9 protein-coding genes are annotated in these 20,219 nt (G+C 67.7%); 5 read left to right on the top strand and 4 right to left on the bottom strand.

The annotated features are described in order from the left end of the window. The first annotated feature begins 369 nt into the window (after positions 1 to 369). Positions 370 to 1,260, top strand: a complete 891-nt coding sequence (locus AC5Y5B_RS14995) for a PAC2 family protein (RefSeq protein WP_500005706.1) — start codon at positions 370 to 372, stop codon at positions 1,258 to 1,260. Between the two features lie 80 nt (positions 1,261 to 1,340). Continuing rightward, the gene (locus AC5Y5B_RS14990) at positions 1,341 to 2,822 is read left to right on the top strand and encodes an amino acid permease (protein WP_500005704.1); all 1,482 of its coding nucleotides are present in this window, start codon (positions 1,341 to 1,343) and stop codon (positions 2,820 to 2,822) included. On the opposite strand, the gene AC5Y5B_RS14985 is transcribed toward AC5Y5B_RS14990, so the two are convergent. Next, on the bottom strand, positions 2,819 to 3,697 hold the full coding sequence (locus AC5Y5B_RS14985; RefSeq protein WP_112632405.1) for an SDR family oxidoreductase: 879 nt from the start codon (positions 3,695 to 3,697) through the stop codon (positions 2,819 to 2,821). The two genes, AC5Y5B_RS14990 and AC5Y5B_RS14985, sit on opposite strands and share 4 nt — an antisense overlap. Before the next feature lie 316 nt (positions 3,698 to 4,013). Here AC5Y5B_RS14985 and AC5Y5B_RS14980 point away from each other — a divergent pair, with 316 nt between their 5' ends. The 3 genes from AC5Y5B_RS14980 (at position 4,014) to AC5Y5B_RS14970 (ending at position 6,147) form a co-directional block, all read left to right on the top strand. Continuing rightward, the gene (locus AC5Y5B_RS14980) at positions 4,014 to 4,481 is read left to right on the top strand and encodes a hypothetical protein (protein WP_133259226.1); all 468 of its coding nucleotides are present in this window, start codon (positions 4,014 to 4,016) and stop codon (positions 4,479 to 4,481) included. Positions 4,482 to 4,545: 64 nt separating this feature from the next. Further along, entirely contained in the window at positions 4,546 to 4,758 is a 213-nt protein-coding gene (locus AC5Y5B_RS14975; RefSeq protein WP_112632404.1) for an MbtH family protein, read from the top strand. A 57-nt stretch (positions 4,759 to 4,815) separates the two neighbouring features. Continuing rightward, on the top strand, positions 4,816 to 6,147 hold the full coding sequence (locus AC5Y5B_RS14970) for a cytochrome P450 (protein ID WP_500005703.1): 1,332 nt from the start codon (positions 4,816 to 4,818) through the stop codon (positions 6,145 to 6,147). Here AC5Y5B_RS14970 and AC5Y5B_RS14965 read toward each other — a convergent pair. The 3 genes from AC5Y5B_RS14965 to AC5Y5B_RS14955 all read right to left on the bottom strand — a co-directional run bounded on the left by AC5Y5B_RS14965 (position 6,043) and on the right by AC5Y5B_RS14955 (position 19,966). Further along, positions 6,043 to 6,981, bottom strand: coding sequence for an alpha/beta hydrolase family protein (locus AC5Y5B_RS14965; RefSeq protein WP_500005702.1), 939 nt, complete (start codon positions 6,979 to 6,981; stop codon positions 6,043 to 6,045). The two genes, AC5Y5B_RS14970 and AC5Y5B_RS14965, sit on opposite strands and share 105 nt — an antisense overlap. A gap of 27 nt (positions 6,982 to 7,008) precedes the next feature. Beyond that, entirely contained in the window at positions 7,009 to 18,138 is an 11,130-nt protein-coding gene (locus AC5Y5B_RS14960) for an amino acid adenylation domain-containing protein (protein WP_500005700.1), read from the bottom strand. Between the two features lie 97 nt (positions 18,139 to 18,235). Then, positions 18,236 to 19,966: a thiamine pyrophosphate-binding protein gene (locus tag AC5Y5B_RS14955; protein WP_500005699.1), complete on the bottom strand. Its 1,731-nt coding sequence runs from the start codon at positions 19,964 to 19,966 to the stop codon at positions 18,236 to 18,238. Between the last annotated feature and the right edge of the window lie 253 nt (positions 19,967 to 20,219).

Here is a 20,219-nt window from a genome sequence, read left to right as displayed (position 1 = left end):
CTCGACCAAAGAAGTCTACGTCGTCACCCGATCGACGCCCGGACGCCCAACCCATCGCCGCTATCGACAGCTCGCGGAGCCTGCCGGCGACGTAGTAATTACCGATGTTAACGAAATCGCAGCCGAACGTATTTCGTCTCGACCGCGTCGACGCCGGTTGTTGATGCCGTCCGGGGTCCGATCGTCAGCGGCGGTCACGCCATAAGAATAGTCGTCCTATGCAAAGCCCCCGGTTGAGCGCCAATCGGCCGGCACGCCTTGGCCACCCCGGCCGAACACGCCCGACTCGCCCCCGCAAGCGGGGGGACCCCCGCCTCGGACCGCCCACGGTCCGCATCGTCGCCGGGCGGAAAGCCGTACGCTAATTCTGTGACCCCGCCCGACGGCCCTCCCTTTGGCGAAGCTGCGTTGCCCGAACTGCATCACACCGTCGTCGTGGCCGCGTTCGAGGGTTGGAACGATGCCGGCGACGCGGCCAGCGACGCTCTCGAACACCTCGAGGCCATCTGGGAAGCGGACCCGATCCTGGAGATCGACGACGAGGCCTACTACGACTACCAGGTGAATCGCCCGGTGATCCGGCAGGTCGACGGGGTGACCCGCGAGCTGGTGTGGCCGGCGATGCGAATCTCGCACTGCCGCCCGCCCGGCAGCGACCGCGATGTCGTGTTGATGCACGGGGTCGAACCCAACATGCGCTGGCGCACGTTCTGCGCGGAACTGGTGGCCATCGCCGACAAGCTCAACGTGGACACCGTAGTGATCCTGGGCGCGCTGCTGGCCGACACCCCCCATACCCGGCCGGTCCCGGTGTCGGGCGCGGCCTACTCCCCCGAGTCGGCGAAGCGCTTCGGCCTCGAGGAGAGCCGCTATGAGGGGCCGACCGGCATCGCCGGGGTGTTTCAGGACTCCTGCGTGGCCGCCGGGATTCCCGCGGTGACGTTCTGGGCGGCGGTGCCGCACTACGTCTCGCAGCCGCCGAACCCGAAGGCGACGGTGGCCCTGCTGCGCCGCGTCGAGGACGTCCTCGACATCGAGGTGCCGCTGGCCGATTTGCCGACGGACGCCGAGGAATGGGAGCAGGCGGTCACCGAGATGACGGCCGAGGACGAGGACCTCACCGAGTATGTGCTGTCGCTCGAGCAACGTGGCGACGCCGAAGTCGACATGAACGACGCCCTGGGCAAGATCGACGGCGACGCGCTGGCCGCCGAGTTCGAGCGTTACCTGCGCCGTCGTCGCCCCGGCTTCGGGCGCTAACCCGCGCACCCGTCGGCGAACTTGCCGTCGACCGATCAACTACGGAAGCATCGCGTCGCGACCTACCGATTGGACGTTTCATGGCCGCGTTGCCCGATGATGGCAACCCGAATCCCGTTGCCGACAGCGCTCCTGCGGCCGGCCCAAGCCCGGTAGCCGGCCCAGCCGGCGAGGACGCCGGCTATCGCAAGGGACTCAAGGCCCGCCAAGTGCAGATGATCGGCATCGGCGGCGCGATCGGCTCCGGGCTGTTCCTGGGCGCCGGGGGCCGGCTGGCCAAGGGCGGCCCCGGGATGTTCTTGGTCTACGCCGTGTGCGGCGTTTTCGTGTTCCTGATCCTGCGGGCGCTGGGCGAGTTGGTATTGCACCGACCGTCGTCGGGCTCGTTCGTGTCGTACTCGCGGGAGTTCTTCGGTGAGAAGGCCGCCTACGCGATCGGCTGGATGTACTTCCTGGGCTGGTCGATGACGGCCATCGTCGACACCACCGCGATCGCCACCTACCTGCGCCGGTGGACTGCCTTCGAATCGATCCCCCAGTGGGTGTTGGCGCTGCTCGCGCTCATCGTCGTGCTGTCGATGAACCTGATCTCCGTGGAGTGGTTCGGTGAACTCGAATTCTGGGCGGCACTGGTCAAGGTTCTCGCGCTGGTGGCCTTCCTGGTGGTCGGGATCGTCTTCCTGGCGGGACGCTATCGAATCGACGGTCACAGCACCGGGCTGAGCCTGTGGACCCACCACGGCGGCCTGTTTCCCTCCAGCGTGCTGGCGGTCCTGCTGACCACCTCGGGAGTCGTATTCGCCTATGCCGCAATCGAATTGGTGGGCACGGCCGCCGGGGAGACGGCCGACCCGGAGAAGGTGATGCCCCGCGCGATCAATTCGGTGATCGCGCGGATCGCGATCTTTTACGTCGGGTCGGTCGCCCTGCTGGCCTTGCTGCTGCCCTACACCTCCTACAAGGCAACCGAAAGTCCTTTCGTCACTTTCTTTTCCAAGATCGGTTTCCACGGCGCCGGGGACCTGATGAACATCGTGGTGCTCACCGCCGCCCTGTCGAGCCTGAACGCCGGGCTGTATTCCACCGGCCGGATCATGCATTCGATGGCGTCCAGCGGCAGCGGCCCCCGGTTCGCGACCCGGATGTCGAAGAACGGGGTGCCCTTCGTCGGCATCGCGATGGCGGCCGCCATCTGCCTGCTCGGCATCGCCCTGAACGCCGTCAACCCCGGCGAAGCCTTCGAGATCGTGCTCAACATCGTGGCGCCCGGAATCATCGCGTGCTGGGCCACCATCGTGCTGTGTCAGCTGCGCTTCTACCGGCTGGCGAAGGCCGGGCAGCTGGAACGGCCGCGATTCCGGATGCCATGGGCCCCGTACTCGGGGTATCTCACCCTGGCGTTCCTGGCCGGCGTGCTGGTCATGATGGCGTTCGACAAGGAGACCGGCACCTGGACCATCGCGACGGTGGTGGTGGTCATCCCGGCGCTGAGCGCCGGATGGTTCCTGGTGCGCCGCCGGGTGGCGGCCGTCGCGTCCCAACGTGCCGCCCCGGCCGGCTAGGACCTGCCGAGGTCGCGGTTGTAGGCGCTGGTGGAGCGGCCCAGCGCGGCGACTTGGGCGTCCAGCTGGGGCAGCAGCTCTGCGGTGGATTTGTGCAGGGGCATTTCGCCCACCGGGCTCGACAGCACCGGCTTGACCCAACGGAACAGCGCCACCCAGCGCGGGCAGTAGACGCGGGTGCGGCGGCGCTGGATGCCCTTGACGAAGGCCGCCGCGCACTTGTCGACGGTCGTCGTCTTGTTCAGCGGCCACGGGAAGCTGGCCAGCAACTGGTTGAACGCCGGCAGGTCGGACTGGGTGTCACGAACCAGGGCGGTGTTGATCCAGGACATGTGCGCCGAGCCGACCGTGACGCCCAGGTGGGCGACCTCCAGCCGCAGCGCATTGGCCAGCAGCTCGACGCCGGCCTTGGAGGCGTTGTACGGCGCCAGCCCGGGACAGGCCGTGTAGGCGGCCAGCGACGAGACGATGAGCACGTAGCCGCGGCGCTCGGTCAACGCGGGCAGCGTGGCGCGCACGGTGTGAAAGACGCCGAGCACGTTGATGTCGAGCACCCGTTTGAACGCTTCCGGGTCGACCTGCGCCACCGACCCGTAGCTGGCGATGCCGGCGTTGGCCACCACCACGTCGATGCCGCCGAATCGTTCCACGGCGCTGGCGGCGGCGGCCTCCATCGCGGACAGGTCACGCACGTCGGCGACGGCCGTCAACACCCGTTCTTCGCCGAGTTCGGCCGCGAGGGCTTTCAGGTCGGCTTCGTTGAGATCGGTCAGGACGAGGTTGGCGCCCTGGGCGCACAGCCGACGAGCGGTCTCGGCCCCGATCCCCCGGGCACCGCCGGTGATGAAAACGACTTTTTCCTGCAGCGACGTCATGGTCGCCAACGTACCGTGCGAGCATTCGAGGCACCCGCCTGCACGCTGTTCGGTCCGGAGCGCACGGCGGATTGCCGGTACGGCGGCGGACGGAATTGACCCCAGCGACAATGTGGGTATTTGATAGGCCCTTGTCGAATTCCGCGCAGGATGACATCCGGCTTGACGCGCTCCCGGCGGGCGTTAATTCGTTCCGACTACCCTAACTGCGCGCCCGGACTACTCTATTCGGCTCGCACGCTCCCCAATAGCGGTACCGGCGACCATAAGCTCCGGACATGACACGTAGTCGTGCATGCGGCGGGGCGACCGCCAAATGACAATCGACACCTTGGTCCCACTGTCGGTGACGTTGGTTGACCATTTGCGGCTCCCGACCGAGCGCTATCCGGGCAAGCTCGCGTTTGACCATGCCGACAATTCCGGCTTTTACGAGCGGGCCGTGAAAAGCCTGAGGGAGTGGCGGTTCTGCGGGTTGCGGGCCGGCAGCCCGAAATTCACCGCCGCTTTTTGGGGATGCGTAACCGCTGGAGCCATTGCGGTCCACCGGCGCGCGACGGGGGGCCAACCAGGTCGGCTGGCCGGTTCCACTTTCCGAAGGGGAGGAACAATGCACAAAAAGTCAATTCCACCGGAGCGATCAATGTGGAAGTTCGTGATGCGCGCCAGTTTGGGTGAGATCGACACCTATCTCTGGCACCGGCAGGGCAGCAATCAGTTCTGCTGGCGTCCGATTGGAAAGTATTGGGGCGCGGCAAACATGACGATGGATGAGACCCAATGACGGCGTCATCGAGTTCTCCCGTCAAACAAGCGAGAACCGGCAGTAGAGACGGTCAGGAGAACCGATGAGCATTAATCCATTCGACGACGACAATTACGACTTTTTGGTGTTGGTCAACGACGAAGAGCAGCACAGCCTGTGGCCGGCCTTCGCCGATGTCCCGGCCGGCTGGCGAGTCGCGTACGGCGATGCGAACCGCGCCGCATGTCTGGACTACATCGAACAGAACTGGACCGACATTCGGCCGAAAAGTCTGGGCGGCGCATTCGAGCGATGAGCATCGCGTAGGCGCGCAGTCGGCGTCAGCGCCGCAGGGAGGGTGAGGAGCTCGGCGATGGTAGAAACCCAGCGCATCGCGCGCGCCGCCACCCCGGCGGGACCCGGGCTCGCGGGGATGTTCAAGTTCGCGTGGACACTGCCGCGACGCGGTGACACCGCCTTCGACGACCTGTTCGACCGGTACGGCGACGTAGTCTGGCTGTCTCCTCCCCCGCCGATATCTCGGCTCGTCGGAGCCAAAGTCGCTTTTGTGCGGGATCCGGCGCTGATCAAGCCGCTGTTCACCGCGGCAGCCGACGACGCCAATGCCCCACAGCCCCATCGCGTCATGGATCCGTTCTGGGGCGACCGATCGGTCTTCCTGGTGGACGGCCCCGACCACCGCCGGTTGCGCAAGTTGATGGTGCCGCGGTTGCGCGGTGACGCGCTGACCCGGTGGCAAGAGTTCATCGTGACCCGAACAGAGCACGAGGTCCACGGCTGGGCGGACGAACCGACGGTGGCGGTGTACCCGCGGATGCTCGAGCTGTCACTCGAAGCGATCTTGAAAGTCGTGTTGTCCGTGCCCGATTCGACGATGCCGCAGTGGAAATCGGCGTGGCGCGCCTTGCTCGGCACGGCGGCGTCCGGACAGGTCGCGATTCGCTCGACCCTGCGTTCGGTCGGCGGGCTGCGGTTGTGGCCGCGGTTTCAGCGCGAGCTGCGGCGCTGCGACGAGCTGGTGTACGACGAGATCGCCCACCGCCGGCGCCACCCCGAGCTCGAGTACCACGACGTCGTTGATTCCTTGCTGCGCGCGGACGGTAATGCGCTGTCGGACAAGGAGATCCGCGACCAGGTGGTCGGGATCATGATCGGCGGCTACGACCCCCCGGCGACATTGGGGAGCTGGGTGATCGAAAGACTGGTCCGCACGCCGCACGCGCTCGCCGCGGCCACCGCGGAGGTGCGCCGTGGCACCGAGCTCACCTATCTCAACGCGGTGGTGCAGGAAACCCTGCGATTGCGACCGCCGTTCATGTTCGTCTCGCGGTTCGTGCCCCGCCCGCTCAGCTTGGCCGGGCACTACTTTCCGGGCGGGACGACGATCATGGCCGTCATCCAGTCCGTGCACCGGCATCCGGACCTCTACGAGGAGCCGAAAGCGTTTCGGCCAGAACGCTTTCTGCAGCACCGCCCCAGCTCCTACGAACTCATCCCGTTCGGCGGCGGGGAACACCGCTGCCTGGGCGATCGGCTGGCCATCTTCGAAGTCACGCACATCCTGGCGACGGTGCTGCGTTCAGTAGACCTCACCGCCGTCGACCCGCGCGACGAACCCATCCGCCTGGAGGTCGGCCTCGTTCCCGGCAGGGGCGCCACCGTGCGGGCCGCTCGGGTGGAGTGACGTCAACGACGCTTCCCGAGGCCGTCGCCGCGGGCGCGCCAGCTCCCGCAACGCCGCGCGGCAGACCGCCCAGGACGGGGACGTCACATCGATGAGCGAGTAGTGATCGGCTCCGGGTAGCACCAGCAGACGGGAGTCGTCGCCCGCCCGACGCGCCGCGGCAACGAAGCGCTGCGACTGGCGCAGAGGCACATCGTCGTCGGCCGTGCCGTGCACGCACACCGAGGGGACCCCGGTGGGGAGCATGGCGCACGGACTCGCCAGCCGGGTGTCGGTGTCGGTATCGGTGTCGTCGTCGGGGCCATTGGACAAGGCGCCCAAGAACTTTCGGATGGCTCCGCGTCCCGTGTTCTCCTTCATGCCGAAACCGAGATCCAGGACTCCGGCCTGGCTGAGGAAGCCGGTCAGCGGCACCAGGGGCGAGGCCCCGGGGGCGCCGGCGGGCATTGACCCTCGACCGGCCAGCCAGCCGGCCAGGTGGCCTCCCGCGGAATGCCCGATCGCGATGACTCGCGACAGATCGAGGCGCCCGGCCGCCACGGTCTGCCCGTCCGCGGCAAGCAGGTCGACGGCGGCGGCAACGTCGAGACAGGTCGACGGCCAACCACCACCCCCGCGGTCCGGGTCGTCGCCCACCCTGCGGTATTCGAGGTTCCAGGCGGCGAACCCGTGCTGCACCAGATCCGCGGCCAGCTCGGCGCCGAGGTCGGCGCCGTAAGCCGTCCGCCAGAACCCGCCATGGATGATCACGGCGACCGGCCAGGGCCCCGGCTCGTCGGGAAGGCTGAGCTCGCCGTATTGACTCGGATGGCTGCCGTAGCGCACGACGGTCATGTCGGCTCGCGGTGGCGGTCCACTCGCCTAGCAGCTGAACATTCGGTCCGGTGCGGGGCTGGAACCCTCGAAGAGCCGGTCGATCAGGAAGCCGATCCCCACGCTGCCGCCCGTCCCCCGGGTGTCCCCGACGAAGGGGCTGACCACGTCCAGGTGCGCCAGCCGCCAGCGCATGAGGCCCGCGATGAACACGTCGAGGTGCGCTCCGAGGTGCAGGCGTTGCCGGCGGGTGCGCCTGTCGCCGTTGCTCCGGTCGGCAACGATCTCGAGCAGTGCCGCCAGGGGCGCGTAGCGCACGCCGGCCAGGATGGTGGTGAACTGGGCCGACTGCCCGGCGCTCATGCCCTGCAACCGGGGCCGGAACCGGTGAAAATCGTCCACGGCAAGGTGTTGCAGGGCGTTCTGCGTCGTCACGACCAGCTCGAGCAGGGCGTTGGCGCGTTTCACCCGGCCGATCGCCCGGTCGAAGTCCGAACGGCGGGCGGACTCGAGGGCAAGGTCGAGGTCGACCAAGATCTGCGACACCCACAGCTCGGAGGCTTGGTGGATGATCAGAAAGTACCTCTCGTCGCCCCAGACGACGGGGTCGCCGTCCCCAAACAACGGCTGAACCGCGCCCAGCAGCTCGTCGATGTGCAGGTAATCCGCATAGGCCAGCTTGGCCTGTGGCTCTGTCGCCTCGATGTCGTCTGCCGGGTCTTGCAGATGCCTGAATGGGCAGACGCCGGGAACGACGTCCATCGTGCTCGTGCCGGTACTCAACGTGCCCCTCCGTTCCCCGAACCGCTCGAGTTCGCCGGGCCGCTCACAATCGAGGGGCTGGCAGACCTCGCCAGATCGAACTTGTTCCAATGAATCTTTGAGTTGTTTGCCGTACATGCTGAGCGATTCGGTTGTGAGCATCTCTTGATGCGTACAGTCGACCGCGTGCTCGGTGATGTCGCCGGCAACGTAAGGTCGCCAACTTTGCAGCAGCGACTGAGTGGTCTCGCCACGCGTAGCGGAAAAGACGATCGCATCGCCATTGAAAACACCGGGCTCGTGCCGTTGAGCCAATTCGATGTCGCTGTTGATGTTTCGAATGAACAGATCCAGAACCTGCTGGTAGCGCGGGAACTCCGCGGCGAATTCCGCGGCGCCCCGTTCGCGGATCAGCGCTTCGATGTGCTCGAAGGTCACCGCCTCAGCCTGTTCTTGGCCGCCGATCCGATAGAAGCGCAGCGCTTCGATGTGCTTGGTCCAGTCATGGAGATCCTCTTCGGGTAGATCGTCCGTTCTGGGTTGTGCGTCCAGCAGGATCAGGCAGTTGATGTCGCATCCGCGCCGCTGCAACTCGATGGCGATTTCATGGGCGACCACGCCCCCGAAAGACCAACCGAGAAGGTTGTAGGGCCCGGCCGGATGAATTCGTTGAATTCGGTCGGCGTAGTTGTTCGCCATATCGCGAATTGACCGGGGCTCGGCCTCTTCGCCATCGGGAACCTGTTGAATTCCGATGATCGGGCACTCCACGTAATTGCCGAGCGCCTGATAGAGCCAGCTCACCCCACCCCCGGGGTGAATGCAGAACAGCGGAACGCCGGTACCCTTTTTCAGGGTTTGGACCGGAACCACTTCTTGCACGGAAACGGTGTCTTCGCAGCCGGGATGGCGATGCAGATAATCGGCAAGACCGGCGACGGTGGACGCATCGAACAGATAGCGCACCGGCACTTCCCGGCCCAGCGCCTGCTGCAGCCGCGTGCTCAACTGGATGGCGATCATCGAATTGCCGCCGAGGGCGAAGAAGTCGTCGTCGAGCCCGACCCGATCCACGGCCAACACCTGAGCGAACACCTCGGCGACGATTTTTTCCGTCTCGGTTTCCGGGGCCCGGAAGGGGGCGGCGGCAAGCACGGGTGCCGGCAGCGCCCGACGATCGACTTTGCCCGAGGAGGTCAACGGAAACTCTTCGAGCACCACGATTTCTGCCGGCACCATGTAATCGGGCAACCGCGCGCCCACCTGCTCACGCAGGACCGCGGGATCGGGTTGCGGCACGCCGCTGACGTAGCCGACGAGGCGGTCCCCGGTGAGGCCGCGGTGCACGGTGGCCGCGGCCTGGGTGACCCGCGGGCAGGACAGCAGCGTGCTTTCGATCTCGCCGAGTTCGATGCGCTGCCCGCGCAGCTTGATCTGCGCATCGACGCGGCCCAGGTACTCCAGCAAGCCGGCCGAGGTCCAGCGCACCAGATCACCGGTGCGATACATGCGTTCGCCGGCGTCCCCAAACGGGTTGGCCACGAACCGTTCCGCCGTCAACTCCGGCCGCTTCACATAACCGTGGGCGAGCACGGGTCCGGCCATATACAGTTCGCCCGCCACCCCGATCGGCGCGGGGTTGAGGCGTGCATCGAGCACCAACGTACGCACCCCGGCGATCGGTGCGCCGATGCTGACAGGCCGCCCCGCCGACAGCGGCGCATAGCTGACCCAGATGGTGGTCTCGGAAGGCCCATAGGCGTTGAACATGCGCCGGCCCGGCGCCCAGGCGGCCACCAACTCGGCCTGGCACGCCTCCCCGCCCGTGATCAGCGTCTCGAGTCCCTCCAGCCGCTCCCGATCCAGTGAAGCCAGCACCGTCGGGGTCACCAGCGCCGCGCTGACCCGCTGGTCGCGCAGCAAGTCGGTCAGGGCCGCACCGGCGTACGCGTCCGGGGGCGCCACCACCAACGTCGCGCGCGACGCCGCCGCCCACAACCACTCGAAGATCGAAGCATCGAAGGTCGGTGCGGCCACCATCAGCATCCGGGCTTCGGCGCCCAACCCGAACGCGTCGCGCTGCGCCGCCGCCACGCCCAGTAGACCGGCGTGGCTGACCGCCACCCCCTTGGGGGCACCGGTGGACCCGGAGGTGAATATCACGTACGCGGTCTCATCCACCGCCAACGGCGCCAGCCGATCAACGTTGGTAATGGGCTTGGCGCACCGCCCGGACAGGTCCATGCCGTCGAGGCGCAGCACCGGGCGTGCCCCGGCCCCGGCCACGGTGTCGGCGCCGCAGGTCAGCACGCACACGGCGTCCACCGCGTCGAGCACCGTGGCGATCCGCTCGCCGGGATGCGCCCGATTCAGCGGCACGTACACGCCGCCCGCCTTGAGCACCGCCCACCAGGCCACCACCAACTCCGCGCAGCGATCCATCGCCACGCCGACCGCGCGCTCGGGACCGATCCCCGCCTCGATCAGCACCCGGGCCAACCGCGTCGACCACACGTCCAGTTCGCGATAGGACACCTGCCGCACACCGTCGAGCACCGCCACCGCGTCCGCATCGGCGGCCACCGCCGCGGCCAACAACTGCGGGCCCAGCCCCACCGGCGCGTCCAGCGCGCCGGCACCGGACCAGCCCCTCAGCCGCTCGCGCTCACCGCGATCCAGCAGCGCCACGTCCCCCACCGCCACCGCGGCATCGGCGACCACCGCCTCGATCACCCGCCCGAACCAGGTGACCAACCGCTCGACGGTGACCCGGTCGAACAGATCGGTGGCATACGTCACCGTCCCGGCGGCCATCGGGGCGGCCGGATCCTCGGTGGGCACTTCAGCGATGTTGAAATCCAGCTCGAACTTGGCGGTGTGGACGTCCGCCGCGAGCGGCTCGACGCTGAGCCCGTCGATCGCCACCATGTCGGGGCGCGCGTTGTTCTGGAAGACCAAAGCCACCTGGAACAGCGGGTGATGCGCGGTGGAGCGCACCGGGTTGAGCTGCTCGACCAGCAGTTCGAACGGAACCTCCTGGTTGCCATAGGCGTCCAGCGCCTTCTGCCGCACCTGCTGGAGCACCTCGCTGAACCGGTGGCCCGAGCTGACCCCCACTCGCAACGGCCACGAGTTGACGAAGAAGCCGACCAGATCATCGAGTGCCTCATCGAGCCGTCCGGCGATCGTCGCGCCGATCACCACGTCCTCGCCGGCGCCGACGCGGTGCAGCAGCATCGCCAACGACGCCTGCAGGACCATCGAGACCGTCGCGTTGTGCGCCGCCGCCACGGCTTTGACCCCCGCCCACAGCTGCGGGTCGATGCGCAGTTCCACCGCATCACCGCGATAACTGGGCACCGGCGGGCGTGGCCGATCCGCCGGCAGTGACACCGCCTCGGGCACGTCGGCCAATTCCTGTCGCCAGTACCGCAACTGCTCGGCGATCACACTGTCGGGGTCGGACTCGGCGCCCAGCCAATCCCGTTGCCACAGCGTGTAATCGACGTACTGCGCAGCCAGCGGCGTCCACGCCGGGGCGGTGCCGTTCCGCCGCGCTTGATAGGCCTGCGCGACATCACGGACCATCGGAGCCATGGACCACCCGTCAAAGGCGATGTGGTGCACCACAATTCCCACCACATAATGGTCGGGTCCCACCGAATAGACCTGCGCGCGAATCGGGACTTCCGACGACAGGTCGAAGCGATACCCCAGCAGCGCCGCCAACTCGCCGAGCAAGTTCTGCTCGGGCACGGACACCACCGTCGCGTCGCCGCGCCGCCACATCCCCGCCTGGGCGGGCAACACGTGCTGGAACGGCACGCCGTCGACGTCGGGATAGATGGTGCGCAGCGATTCGTGGCGGGCGATGACATCGTCGAAGGCCGCGCCCAGAGCCTCGACATCTAGTGCCCCGACGATCCGGAAGGCGATCGGGATGTTGTAGGTCGCGGCGCCGCCCTGGAACCGGTCGATGAACCACAACCGGCTCTGCGCGTAGGACAACGGCACCATCGGGGGCCGCTGCTGTGCCGTCAACGCCGGCCTCGCCCGCTCCCCCGCGTGCGCGTTCATCCACTCGGCCAATCCGGCCACGGTGGACGCGTCGAACAACGCCTGGATCGGAACCTCGGCACCCAGTTCGGTCCGGATCCGCGCGATCAGCCGGGTCGCCGACAGCGAATGCCCGCCGAGGTCGAAGAACGACTCGTCGATGCCGACCCGCGCCACCCCGAGCACCTCGCCGAACAGTGCGGCCAACACCCGTTCTCGTTGATCACGCGGCGCCCGATAGCCCTCCGCGGTAACGAATTCCGGCGCAGGCAGCGCCCGCCGGTCGAGTTTGCCGTTGACCGTCAACGGCAGCGACTCCACCACCATGATCGCCGCCGGCACCATGTATTCGGGCAGCCGGCCGGCCACAAAGCGGCGTAGCTCGGCGACGCGTTCGATCGCCGACTCATCGCCTTCCCCGGTCGGGATCGTTCGGTTCAGCACGACATAGCCCACCAATCGCTTGTCGCTGACCCGCTCGGCCGCACTCGCGCCGGAGCTGGTCGCGTGGGCGATCACCGCGGCCTGCGCCACCCCCGGGTATGCGGCGAGGACGGTCTCGATCTCGCCGAGCTCGATGCGATACCCGCGGATCTTGACCTGCTCATCGGCGCGCCCCACATACCGCAGTTGCCCGTCGGGACCCCAGCACACCAGGTCCCCGGTCCGATACATCCGAGTTCCCGAGCCCACAAACGGACAGGCCACGAACCGCGCCGCGGTCAGGCCGGGCCGCCGCCAATACCCAAGTCCCACACCGGAACCGGCCACGTACAGCTCGCCGACCACGCCCGCCGGCGCCGGCCGCAACCACGCATCCAGCACAAAGAAGGCCAGGTGTGACAGCGGCCGCCCGACCGGGCTCGCGGCGGTGTCGGTGTCGGCCGCGACGATCTCCCGGAACGAGGCGTGCACCGTGGTCTCGGTGATGCCATACATGTTGATCAGACGCGGCAGTCCCGCGTGGTCGTGCAGCCATGTCCGAAGACGTTGCGGTTCAAGCGCTTCCCCGCCGAACACCACCGTCTCCAATTTGAGCTGCCTGCCCAGTTCCGGGGACAGGGCGTCGGCGGTTTGCAGTGCGTAGAACGCCGAGGGGGTTTGACTCAGCACGTTAACCTGTTCGGCAACGAGCAAGGCGTGCAAGTCTTTTGGTGAGCGGGTCACCGACTCGGGCACTACCACCAGTCGCGCTCCGCGCAGCAGCGCGCCCCAGATTTCCCATACCGAGTAGTCGAAGGCCAGGGAATGACACTGCGTCCACACCTGTCCCGGCGCCATCTCGGCGTCCAGCGACTGCAGCAGCCGGATGACATTGCGGTGGGTGATCGGCACCCCCTTGGGCGCGCCGGTGGTGCCCGAGGTGTAGATGAAGTAGGCGATGTCGTCTGGAGCCGCCGCCAGCAGCCGCGCGCTCGGGTAGCTCGTGATGCGTGGGTCGTCGACGTCGATGACCAACAGGTCGCACCCGTCCAGCCGGTCGGCCAGCCCGGCGGTGGTGAGCGCGACGATCGGCCCGGCGTCGTCCACCATGAAGCGGACCCGGCTGTCGGGATGCATCGGGTCGATCGGCAGATACGCCGCACCGGTCTTCAACACCGCCAGGATCGCCACGACCGCCTCGGCCGAGCGGGGCAACAGCAGCGCCACACACTGGCCCCGCCCGACACCGTGGCTGACCAGAACGTGCGCCCACCGGTTAGCGGCCTCCTCGACCTCGCGGTAGGTCCACGAACGCCGCCCACAGCTGAGCGCCACCGCCTCCGGCGCGCGCGCCACCTGCTCGGCGAACACCACCGGGATCGACACCGACGTGTCCGCGGGCTCGGTCAAAACCGCCCTGTTGCCCCAGGCATCCATGTCGGCGTGCTCGCCGGCATCCAGTACGTCCACCGACGAGAGCCGCCGCGCGGGATCGGTGGTCAGCGCGGTCAAAACCGATCGGAGCCGCTCGATCAGCGTCTCGATGGTGGTCGCGTCGAACACGTCCGTGCGGAAGTCAACCGTGCCCCCGATGCCGGCCGGCTCGCCGTCCTCGGTCCAGCGTTCGCCGAGGGAGAACACCAGATCCATCCGGGTGTCGTCGACGACCCGCCGCGAGCCCGGCAGCGGCGTGATCTGCACGTCGCCTAGGGCCAACGCCGCGGCGGGGTCGTCCTGCCCGGCGAAGTTCTGCCAGGACAACACGACCTGGAACAGCGGGTGATGGGTCGCGCTTCGGGTGGGGTTCAGCCGCTCGACGAGCACCTCGAAGGGCACGTCCTGGTGTTCGAAGGCGGCCAGGCCCCGCTGGCGCACCCGGGCCAGCAGTTCGACGAAGGTGGGATCACCGGCCAGGTCGACACGCAGCACCAAGGTGTTGATGAAATAGCCGACCAGCTCATCCAGTGCCGGGTCGCGCCGGCCGGCGATCAAGAACCCGACCGCCACGTCGCTGCTGGTGCTGAGCTTGGCCAACAACACCGCCAGGGCGGCCTGAACCACCATGAAGCTGGTCGCGTTGTACTCGCCGGCCACCCCGCGCACCCGTCGCTGCAGCTCGGCCGGCCAGTCGACCGGCACACTGGCGCCGCGGTAATCGGCCACCGCCGGGTAGGGCCGGTCGGTGGGCAGCGCCAGGCGTTCGGGCATGCCGGCCAGCGTGTGTTTCCAGTAGTCGAGCTGCGCGGCGATGGGGCTGTCGCTGTCGTCGAGATCGCCCAGGTGCGCGCGCTGCCACAGCGTGTAGTCGACATACTGCACGGCCAGCGGCGCCCACTGCGGGGCCAGGCCCTGCCGGCGTGCCCGATAGGCCTCGGCCACATCGCGGGCCAACGGCGGCAGTGACCGCCCGTCATAGGTGATGTGGTGCACGACAATTCCCACCAGATACTGCTCGGGTCCCACGGAATAGATCTGGGCCCGGATCGGGATTTCGGCGGACAGGTCGAATCGGTACGCCACCAGCGTCAACAGCTCCTGCAGCGCGTCGGACTCCGGCACGGACACCACCGCCGCGGCCCCGCGCCGCCACATCCCCGCCCGGGCGGGCAACACCTGCTGGAACGGCGCACCGTCGACGTCGGGAAATATGGTGCGCAGGGATTCGTGGCGGGCGATGACGTCATCGAGGGCCGCTCCCAGCGCCTCGACATCCAGCGCCCCGTTGATCCGGAAGGCGATCGGCATGTTGTAGGTCGCGCCCCCGCCCTCGAACCGGTCCAGGAACCACAGCCGGCTTTGGGCGAACGACAGCGGAACGCGCTCCGGGCGCGGCATCACCTGCAACGGTGCGCGTGCGGCGCCGCCACGATGCCGGTGCAGATAGTCGGCGAGCGTGGCGACCGTGGACGCGTCGAACAGATAACGCACCGGCACTTCCCTGCCCAGTGCCAGCTGTAGGCGCGCGCTCACCCGGGTGGCGGTCATCGAATCCCCGCCGAGGGCGAAGAAGTCGTCGTCGAGCCCGACCCGGTCCGCGCCCAACACGTCGGCAAACGCCTCGGCGATGACCTTTTCCGTCTCGGTGTCCGGGGCCCGGAAGGGTGCGGCGGCGGCGACCGGGGCAGGCAGGGCCCGCCGGTCGACTTTGCCCGAGGAGGTCAGGGGCAACGTGTCGAGCACCACGATCTCGGCCGGCACCATGTATTCGGGCAGCCGCGCGCTCAGCCGCTGACGGACGACGATCGGGTCGGGCTCGGGCATGCCGCTGACGTAGCCGATCAGGCGGTCGCCGGTGGGGCCGCGGTGCACGGTGGCGGCGGCCTGGCCGACCTGCGGGCAGGCCAGCAGGGTGTTTTCGATTTCGCCAAGTTCGATGCGCTGCCCGCGCAGCTTGATCTGGGCGTCGGCGCGGCCGAGATAGTCCAGGGAACCGGCCGACGTCCAGCGCACCAGATCGCCGGTGCGATACATCCGCCCCCCGGCATCGCCGTAGGGGTTGGCCACAAACCGTTCGGCGGTCAACCCCAGGCGGCCGAGATAGCCGTGCGCCAGCGCGGGTCCGCTCAGATAGAGCTCGCCGGCCACCCCGATCGGGGCGGGGTTGAGCCGTGCGTCGAGCACCAGCGCGCACATGCCGGGAATCGGCGCGCCGATGGTGACCGGCTGCCCCGCCGACAGCGGCGCGGTGGAGGTGGCGCAGATGGTGGCCTCGGAAGGTCCGTAGCCGTTGAACATCCGCCGGCCCGGTGCCCAGGCGGCCACCAACTCCGGCGGGCAGGCCTCTCCCGTGGTTACCAGCGTGTCCACCTCGTCGAGCCGGGACCGATCCAGCGAGGCCAGCACCGTGGGCGTCACCACCGCCGCGCTGACCCGCTGCTCGTCCAGCAATGCGGTCAGCGCCTCGCCGCCGTAGGCCTGCGGCGGGGCAACCACCAACGTCGCCCCCGAGCCGACCGCCCACAACACATCGAAGATCGACGCGTCGAACGTCGGCGCGGCCACCATCAGCACCCGCGATTGCGCGCCCAACCCGTACACCTTGCATTGCGCCGCAGCCAATCCCACCAGGCCGGCGTGACTGACCACTACGCCCTTGGGCGTGCCGGTGGACCCCGACGTGAACATGACGTAGGCGGTGTTGCCGACCTCGAGTTTCCCGCGCCGGTCGGCGTCGGTGATGGGCTTGGCGCACCGTCCGGACAGGTCCATGCCGTCGATGCGCAGCACCGGGCGCGTCCCGGCCCCGGCCACGGTGTCGGTGCCGCAGGTCACCATGCACACGGCGTCCACCGCGTCGAGCACCGTGGCGATCCGCTCCACCGGGTGGGAACGATCGACCGGAACATAGACGCCGCCGGCCTTGGCCACCGCCCACCAGGCCACCAGCAACTCCGCGCAGCGATCCATCGCCACGCCGACCGCGCGCTCGGGGCCGACCCCAGCCTCGATCAGCACCCGCGCCAACCGCGTTGACCATTCGTCCAGTTCGCGATAGGACACCTGCCGAACACCGTCGAGCACCGCCACCGCGTCTGGATCCGCGGCCACCGCCACGGCCAACAACTGCGGCGCCACCCCGACCGGAGCGCGCAGCCCGAACCCGGACCAGCCCGACAACACCAGATCGCGCTCACCGCGATCCAGCACCGACACCCGTCCCACCGTCACCGAGGCATCGGGTACGAGTAGGCGGTCGAGGAGCAATTCCAGACGACGGATGTGCCTGGCCATTTCGTCGGCGGTGTAGCGATCCGGGTTCCACGCGAACTGAATTCGCGGCCTGCCGTCGACCGTCCGCGGATAGATGTTGAACGCGACGTCCTGTACGGGGAAGTTGAAGACCTCGAAGGTCGCTTCCGACGGTCCGAAACGAAGCGGCTCGGCGAAGGCCATCACGTTGATCACCGGCCCGAACTCGACGTTCATGTCCAGAGGGGCCGTATCGGCAATCAGATCCGGCCAGCGCCGGAATTGCTGATGGCGCAGCGCACCGATCAAGTCCTTGCCGACCCGATCGGTCAGCGCGGCCATGCTTTCGCCGTCGTCGACGCTGACGCGCAGCGGCAACAGGTTCGACATCATGCCGGCACACCGTTTCAGCGCCGCGGTCGTGCGTCCCGAAACCGCCAACGACATCGAGACGTTCTGCCGCCCCGTCGTTTTCGCGATGAAAACCGCCACCGTCGCGATCGCCCGTGCGACATCGAACTGGCCGCGCCCGTCGTCGGACACGCGGTGCTTGCACACCAGTTCGTGCACGACGGGGTGGCGCGGCGGCGCGAGCCTGCGCGTACCTGCCAGGTCGGTGACCTCCAAAGGCTCGCGCATGACGGCCTTCCAGTACTCGGCATCGGCAGCGCAGCGCGACGACTCCTGGTACTTCAGTTCCGCGTCACGGATCAGCGCAAACTCGGAGAAGTCGACGACGTCGGTGGTGTCGGAAACCGAACCCGTGTACACGGCGGCGATGTAGCGGATGAAGTTGTTCGCCCCGAACCCGTCGAAGAGAACGTGGTGGGTGCGCAAGTAGAAGTACGACAATTCGTCGGTGATCCGCAGCAGCGCCAAGTCACAAAGGCGGTCGCGCAGCGGATCGAACGGCCGGCGGTAGTCGTCTTGCATCCAGCCGCGAGCGGCGGCCACCGGGTCGCGCTCGGTGCGCAGGTCGATGCAGCGCACGGTCTGCGGAAGCGAGCGGTCGACCATGAAGACCAGCTCACCGTCATCCAAAGACGGCCTCGCGCAAGGTGTTCCGAACCGGCTCGTGGCCGCTTGGCAGGCATCGCTGAGCCTTTCGGCGTCGACATCGTGGTCGATCACGACGTAGCCGGCAAAGTTGTAAGAGACTTCGGGCTGCAGCAGCTGAGCAGTCCAGATCGACCGCTGAGCTGCAGTCAACGGTCCAAGCAGGTCGTTTTGCGTACCGTAATTGAGCATGATCGCGACGTACTCCTATTTAGGCTGATGTAGGCGTTGAAAGTGCGCTGGTGCCGATACGGGCGGCGATTCGTCGGCAATGTCGTCGGCGATGTCGTCAAGCGCTGAAGACGACATCGGTTCTGTTCTCCTTCGTGACACCTTGGCAAGCAACAGGTTCCGACGTCACAGGCCCGAGAAACGTCGAGAGAGGATGAATTTCGCCGGCGGCGCATTCGACGCTGATCACCGACGGTCCATCGGCCTCCAGCGCCGAATGCATGGCGGCGCTGAAGCCGTCGACGTCGCTGACGTCAACCGCTGGAAGCTGTGGGAACATCGCAGCGAGGCCGGCCCCGAGCCGACTCGTCGTGAAGGTGTTGTAACTGTGCCGATTTCCGTAGAACAACTTTTCGCTCATTGCGCACATGGCGCGGGCGTTGTTGTTGAACAAGACGAACGTCACCGGTAACCGGTATTGCACTGCGGTATGCACCTCCATGCCGTGCATGAAGAAGGCGCCGTCCCCGGCTAGCACCACGACGCGCCCGGTCTGTCGCCCGAACTTGGTACGCCCCAACGCCATTCCGATGCCGGCGCCAAAGCTGTAACCCATGCCGTGGGCGACCGCGAACCGGCCCCCGCGCCGAACCGGTAGATAGTGGACGGCCGCGGCGCCGCTGTTGCCGACGTCGACCACGATGTCCGCGCCGTCGGGCAACAGGCGGTCGAGCATGCCCATCGCTTCGCGGTAACGCACACCGGGACCGTCGAACCGCGGCGGCGTCAACTCGGTGCTGGATACCGCATCCGGCACTCGAATCCCGGTTGGCCGCTCGCGGCCGGTCAGCGCGCTGGTCAACATTCGCAGCGAGGCCTGCAGGTCGTCGGTGTGGACGTGGGTACACGCGACGTACGGCGGTACCGACCCGATCGAGATGGTGGGCACGGCGGCCAGGGCAGCGTCCAGGCCGGCGCGGGCTGTCACCGGTAGCCGGGTGCCCACCACCAGGCACAACGCGCTATCCGCCACCGCTTCCACCACACCCGGGTGGCCCATGACGCCGGTGACGCCAAGCGCCGACGACAACCCGAAACCCGGTGTGCCTGCGGCGTCCTTGGCGTGGGGCACGCATGCCACCCGCGCGCGCAGCACGGCCCGCAAGGATGCCAGTTCGGCGCGCGCGTCGTCGCGGACCACCTGCTCACCGGCGATGATCGTCACCGGACCGCTCACCCGGCGCAGCGCTCCCACGATCGGACGCGGATCGCCGATGTCTCGCGGCCGCTCGATTCCGTGTTCAGGCATGAAGCCATTGATGCTTACCTGCGATTGCTGAATGTCTTTGGGCAGCAACAACACCGCCGGGCCACCCGTGCGCGCCGCTGCCACGGCGGCGGGCAATGCCGAGGCGATGTCGGCGGGGGTCTGCACCCGGCGGCAGAAGACCGACACCTCGGAGAACAGCGCCTCGGCGTTCAGCGAACCGTTGCGACCGCTCGTGTCCTGGAAGCTGCCGCGACCATCCATCGTGGTCGGTGGCTGGCCCACCAGCGCCAATAGCGGCATGCGACTGGTGAACAATTCCCCAAGCCCGGCAACAAGGTTCAGCGCGCCTCCGCCGCACGTCGCCACCACACCAAAGCCACCGCGGCTGCGGCTGTATCCGTCGGCCATCGCGGCGGCCGAGAACTCCTGTTTGGCCAGCACCGCGTCGATGTCCGAATGCAAGAATGCGGCGTCGTACAGGTCCTCGATGTTGCCGCCGTCGACGCCGAATATGTAGTCGACCCCGATTGACGCGAGATGCCCGACGATATGGTCGACCACGCGGTGGCTGTGAGACATGATTTCAACCTCTAGAAACGGCGTAGGTGTATTGCGTGCTCGCCCCGGCCCGGTGGAGGAATTTGCACATGCGTGAACGTCCGTGATGCAGGCCCGCGCTTGCGGCGACGAGAGTTGCGCGCGTGCGCCATGCGGCAGTGGGCAGCATCGGTATGGTTGCGCCGGCCCCGGTGCCGGCCCCAACGGCCGCCCGGTGCAACGGCTTTGGCGGGTTTTTGGAGATCCGGTCGTAGTCCACAATCGCGGGAGTCCA

This window comes from Mycobacterium sp. NGS33, from assembly GCF_059812885.1.
This window is presented reverse-complemented; position numbering and strand designations above follow the sequence as displayed.

Excerpts from the sequence above, each read along its gene's own strand:
- AC5Y5B_RS14990 (WP_500005704.1), top strand. The coding sequence starts at position 1,341 with ATGGCCGCGTTGCCCGATGATGGCAACCCGAATCCCGTTGCCGACAGC.
- AC5Y5B_RS14985 (WP_112632405.1), bottom strand. The coding sequence starts at position 3,697 with ATGACGTCGCTGCAGGAAAAAGTCGTTTTCATCACCGGCGGTGCCCGG.
- AC5Y5B_RS14980 (WP_133259226.1), top strand. The coding sequence starts at position 4,014 with ATGACAATCGACACCTTGGTCCCACTGTCGGTGACGTTGGTTGACCAT.
- AC5Y5B_RS14975 (WP_112632404.1), top strand. The coding sequence starts at position 4,546 with ATGAGCATTAATCCATTCGACGACGACAATTACGACTTTTTGGTGTTG.
- AC5Y5B_RS14970 (WP_500005703.1), top strand. The coding sequence starts at position 4,816 with ATGGTAGAAACCCAGCGCATCGCGCGCGCCGCCACCCCGGCGGGACCC.
- AC5Y5B_RS14965 (WP_500005702.1), bottom strand. The coding sequence starts at position 6,981 with ATGACCGTCGTGCGCTACGGCAGCCATCCGAGTCAATACGGCGAGCTC.
- AC5Y5B_RS14960 (WP_500005700.1), bottom strand. The coding sequence starts at position 18,138 with ATGCTCAATTACGGTACGCAAAACGACCTGCTTGGACCGTTGACTGCA.
- AC5Y5B_RS14955 (WP_500005699.1), bottom strand. The coding sequence starts at position 19,966 with ATGTCTCACAGCCACCGCGTGGTCGACCATATCGTCGGGCATCTCGCG.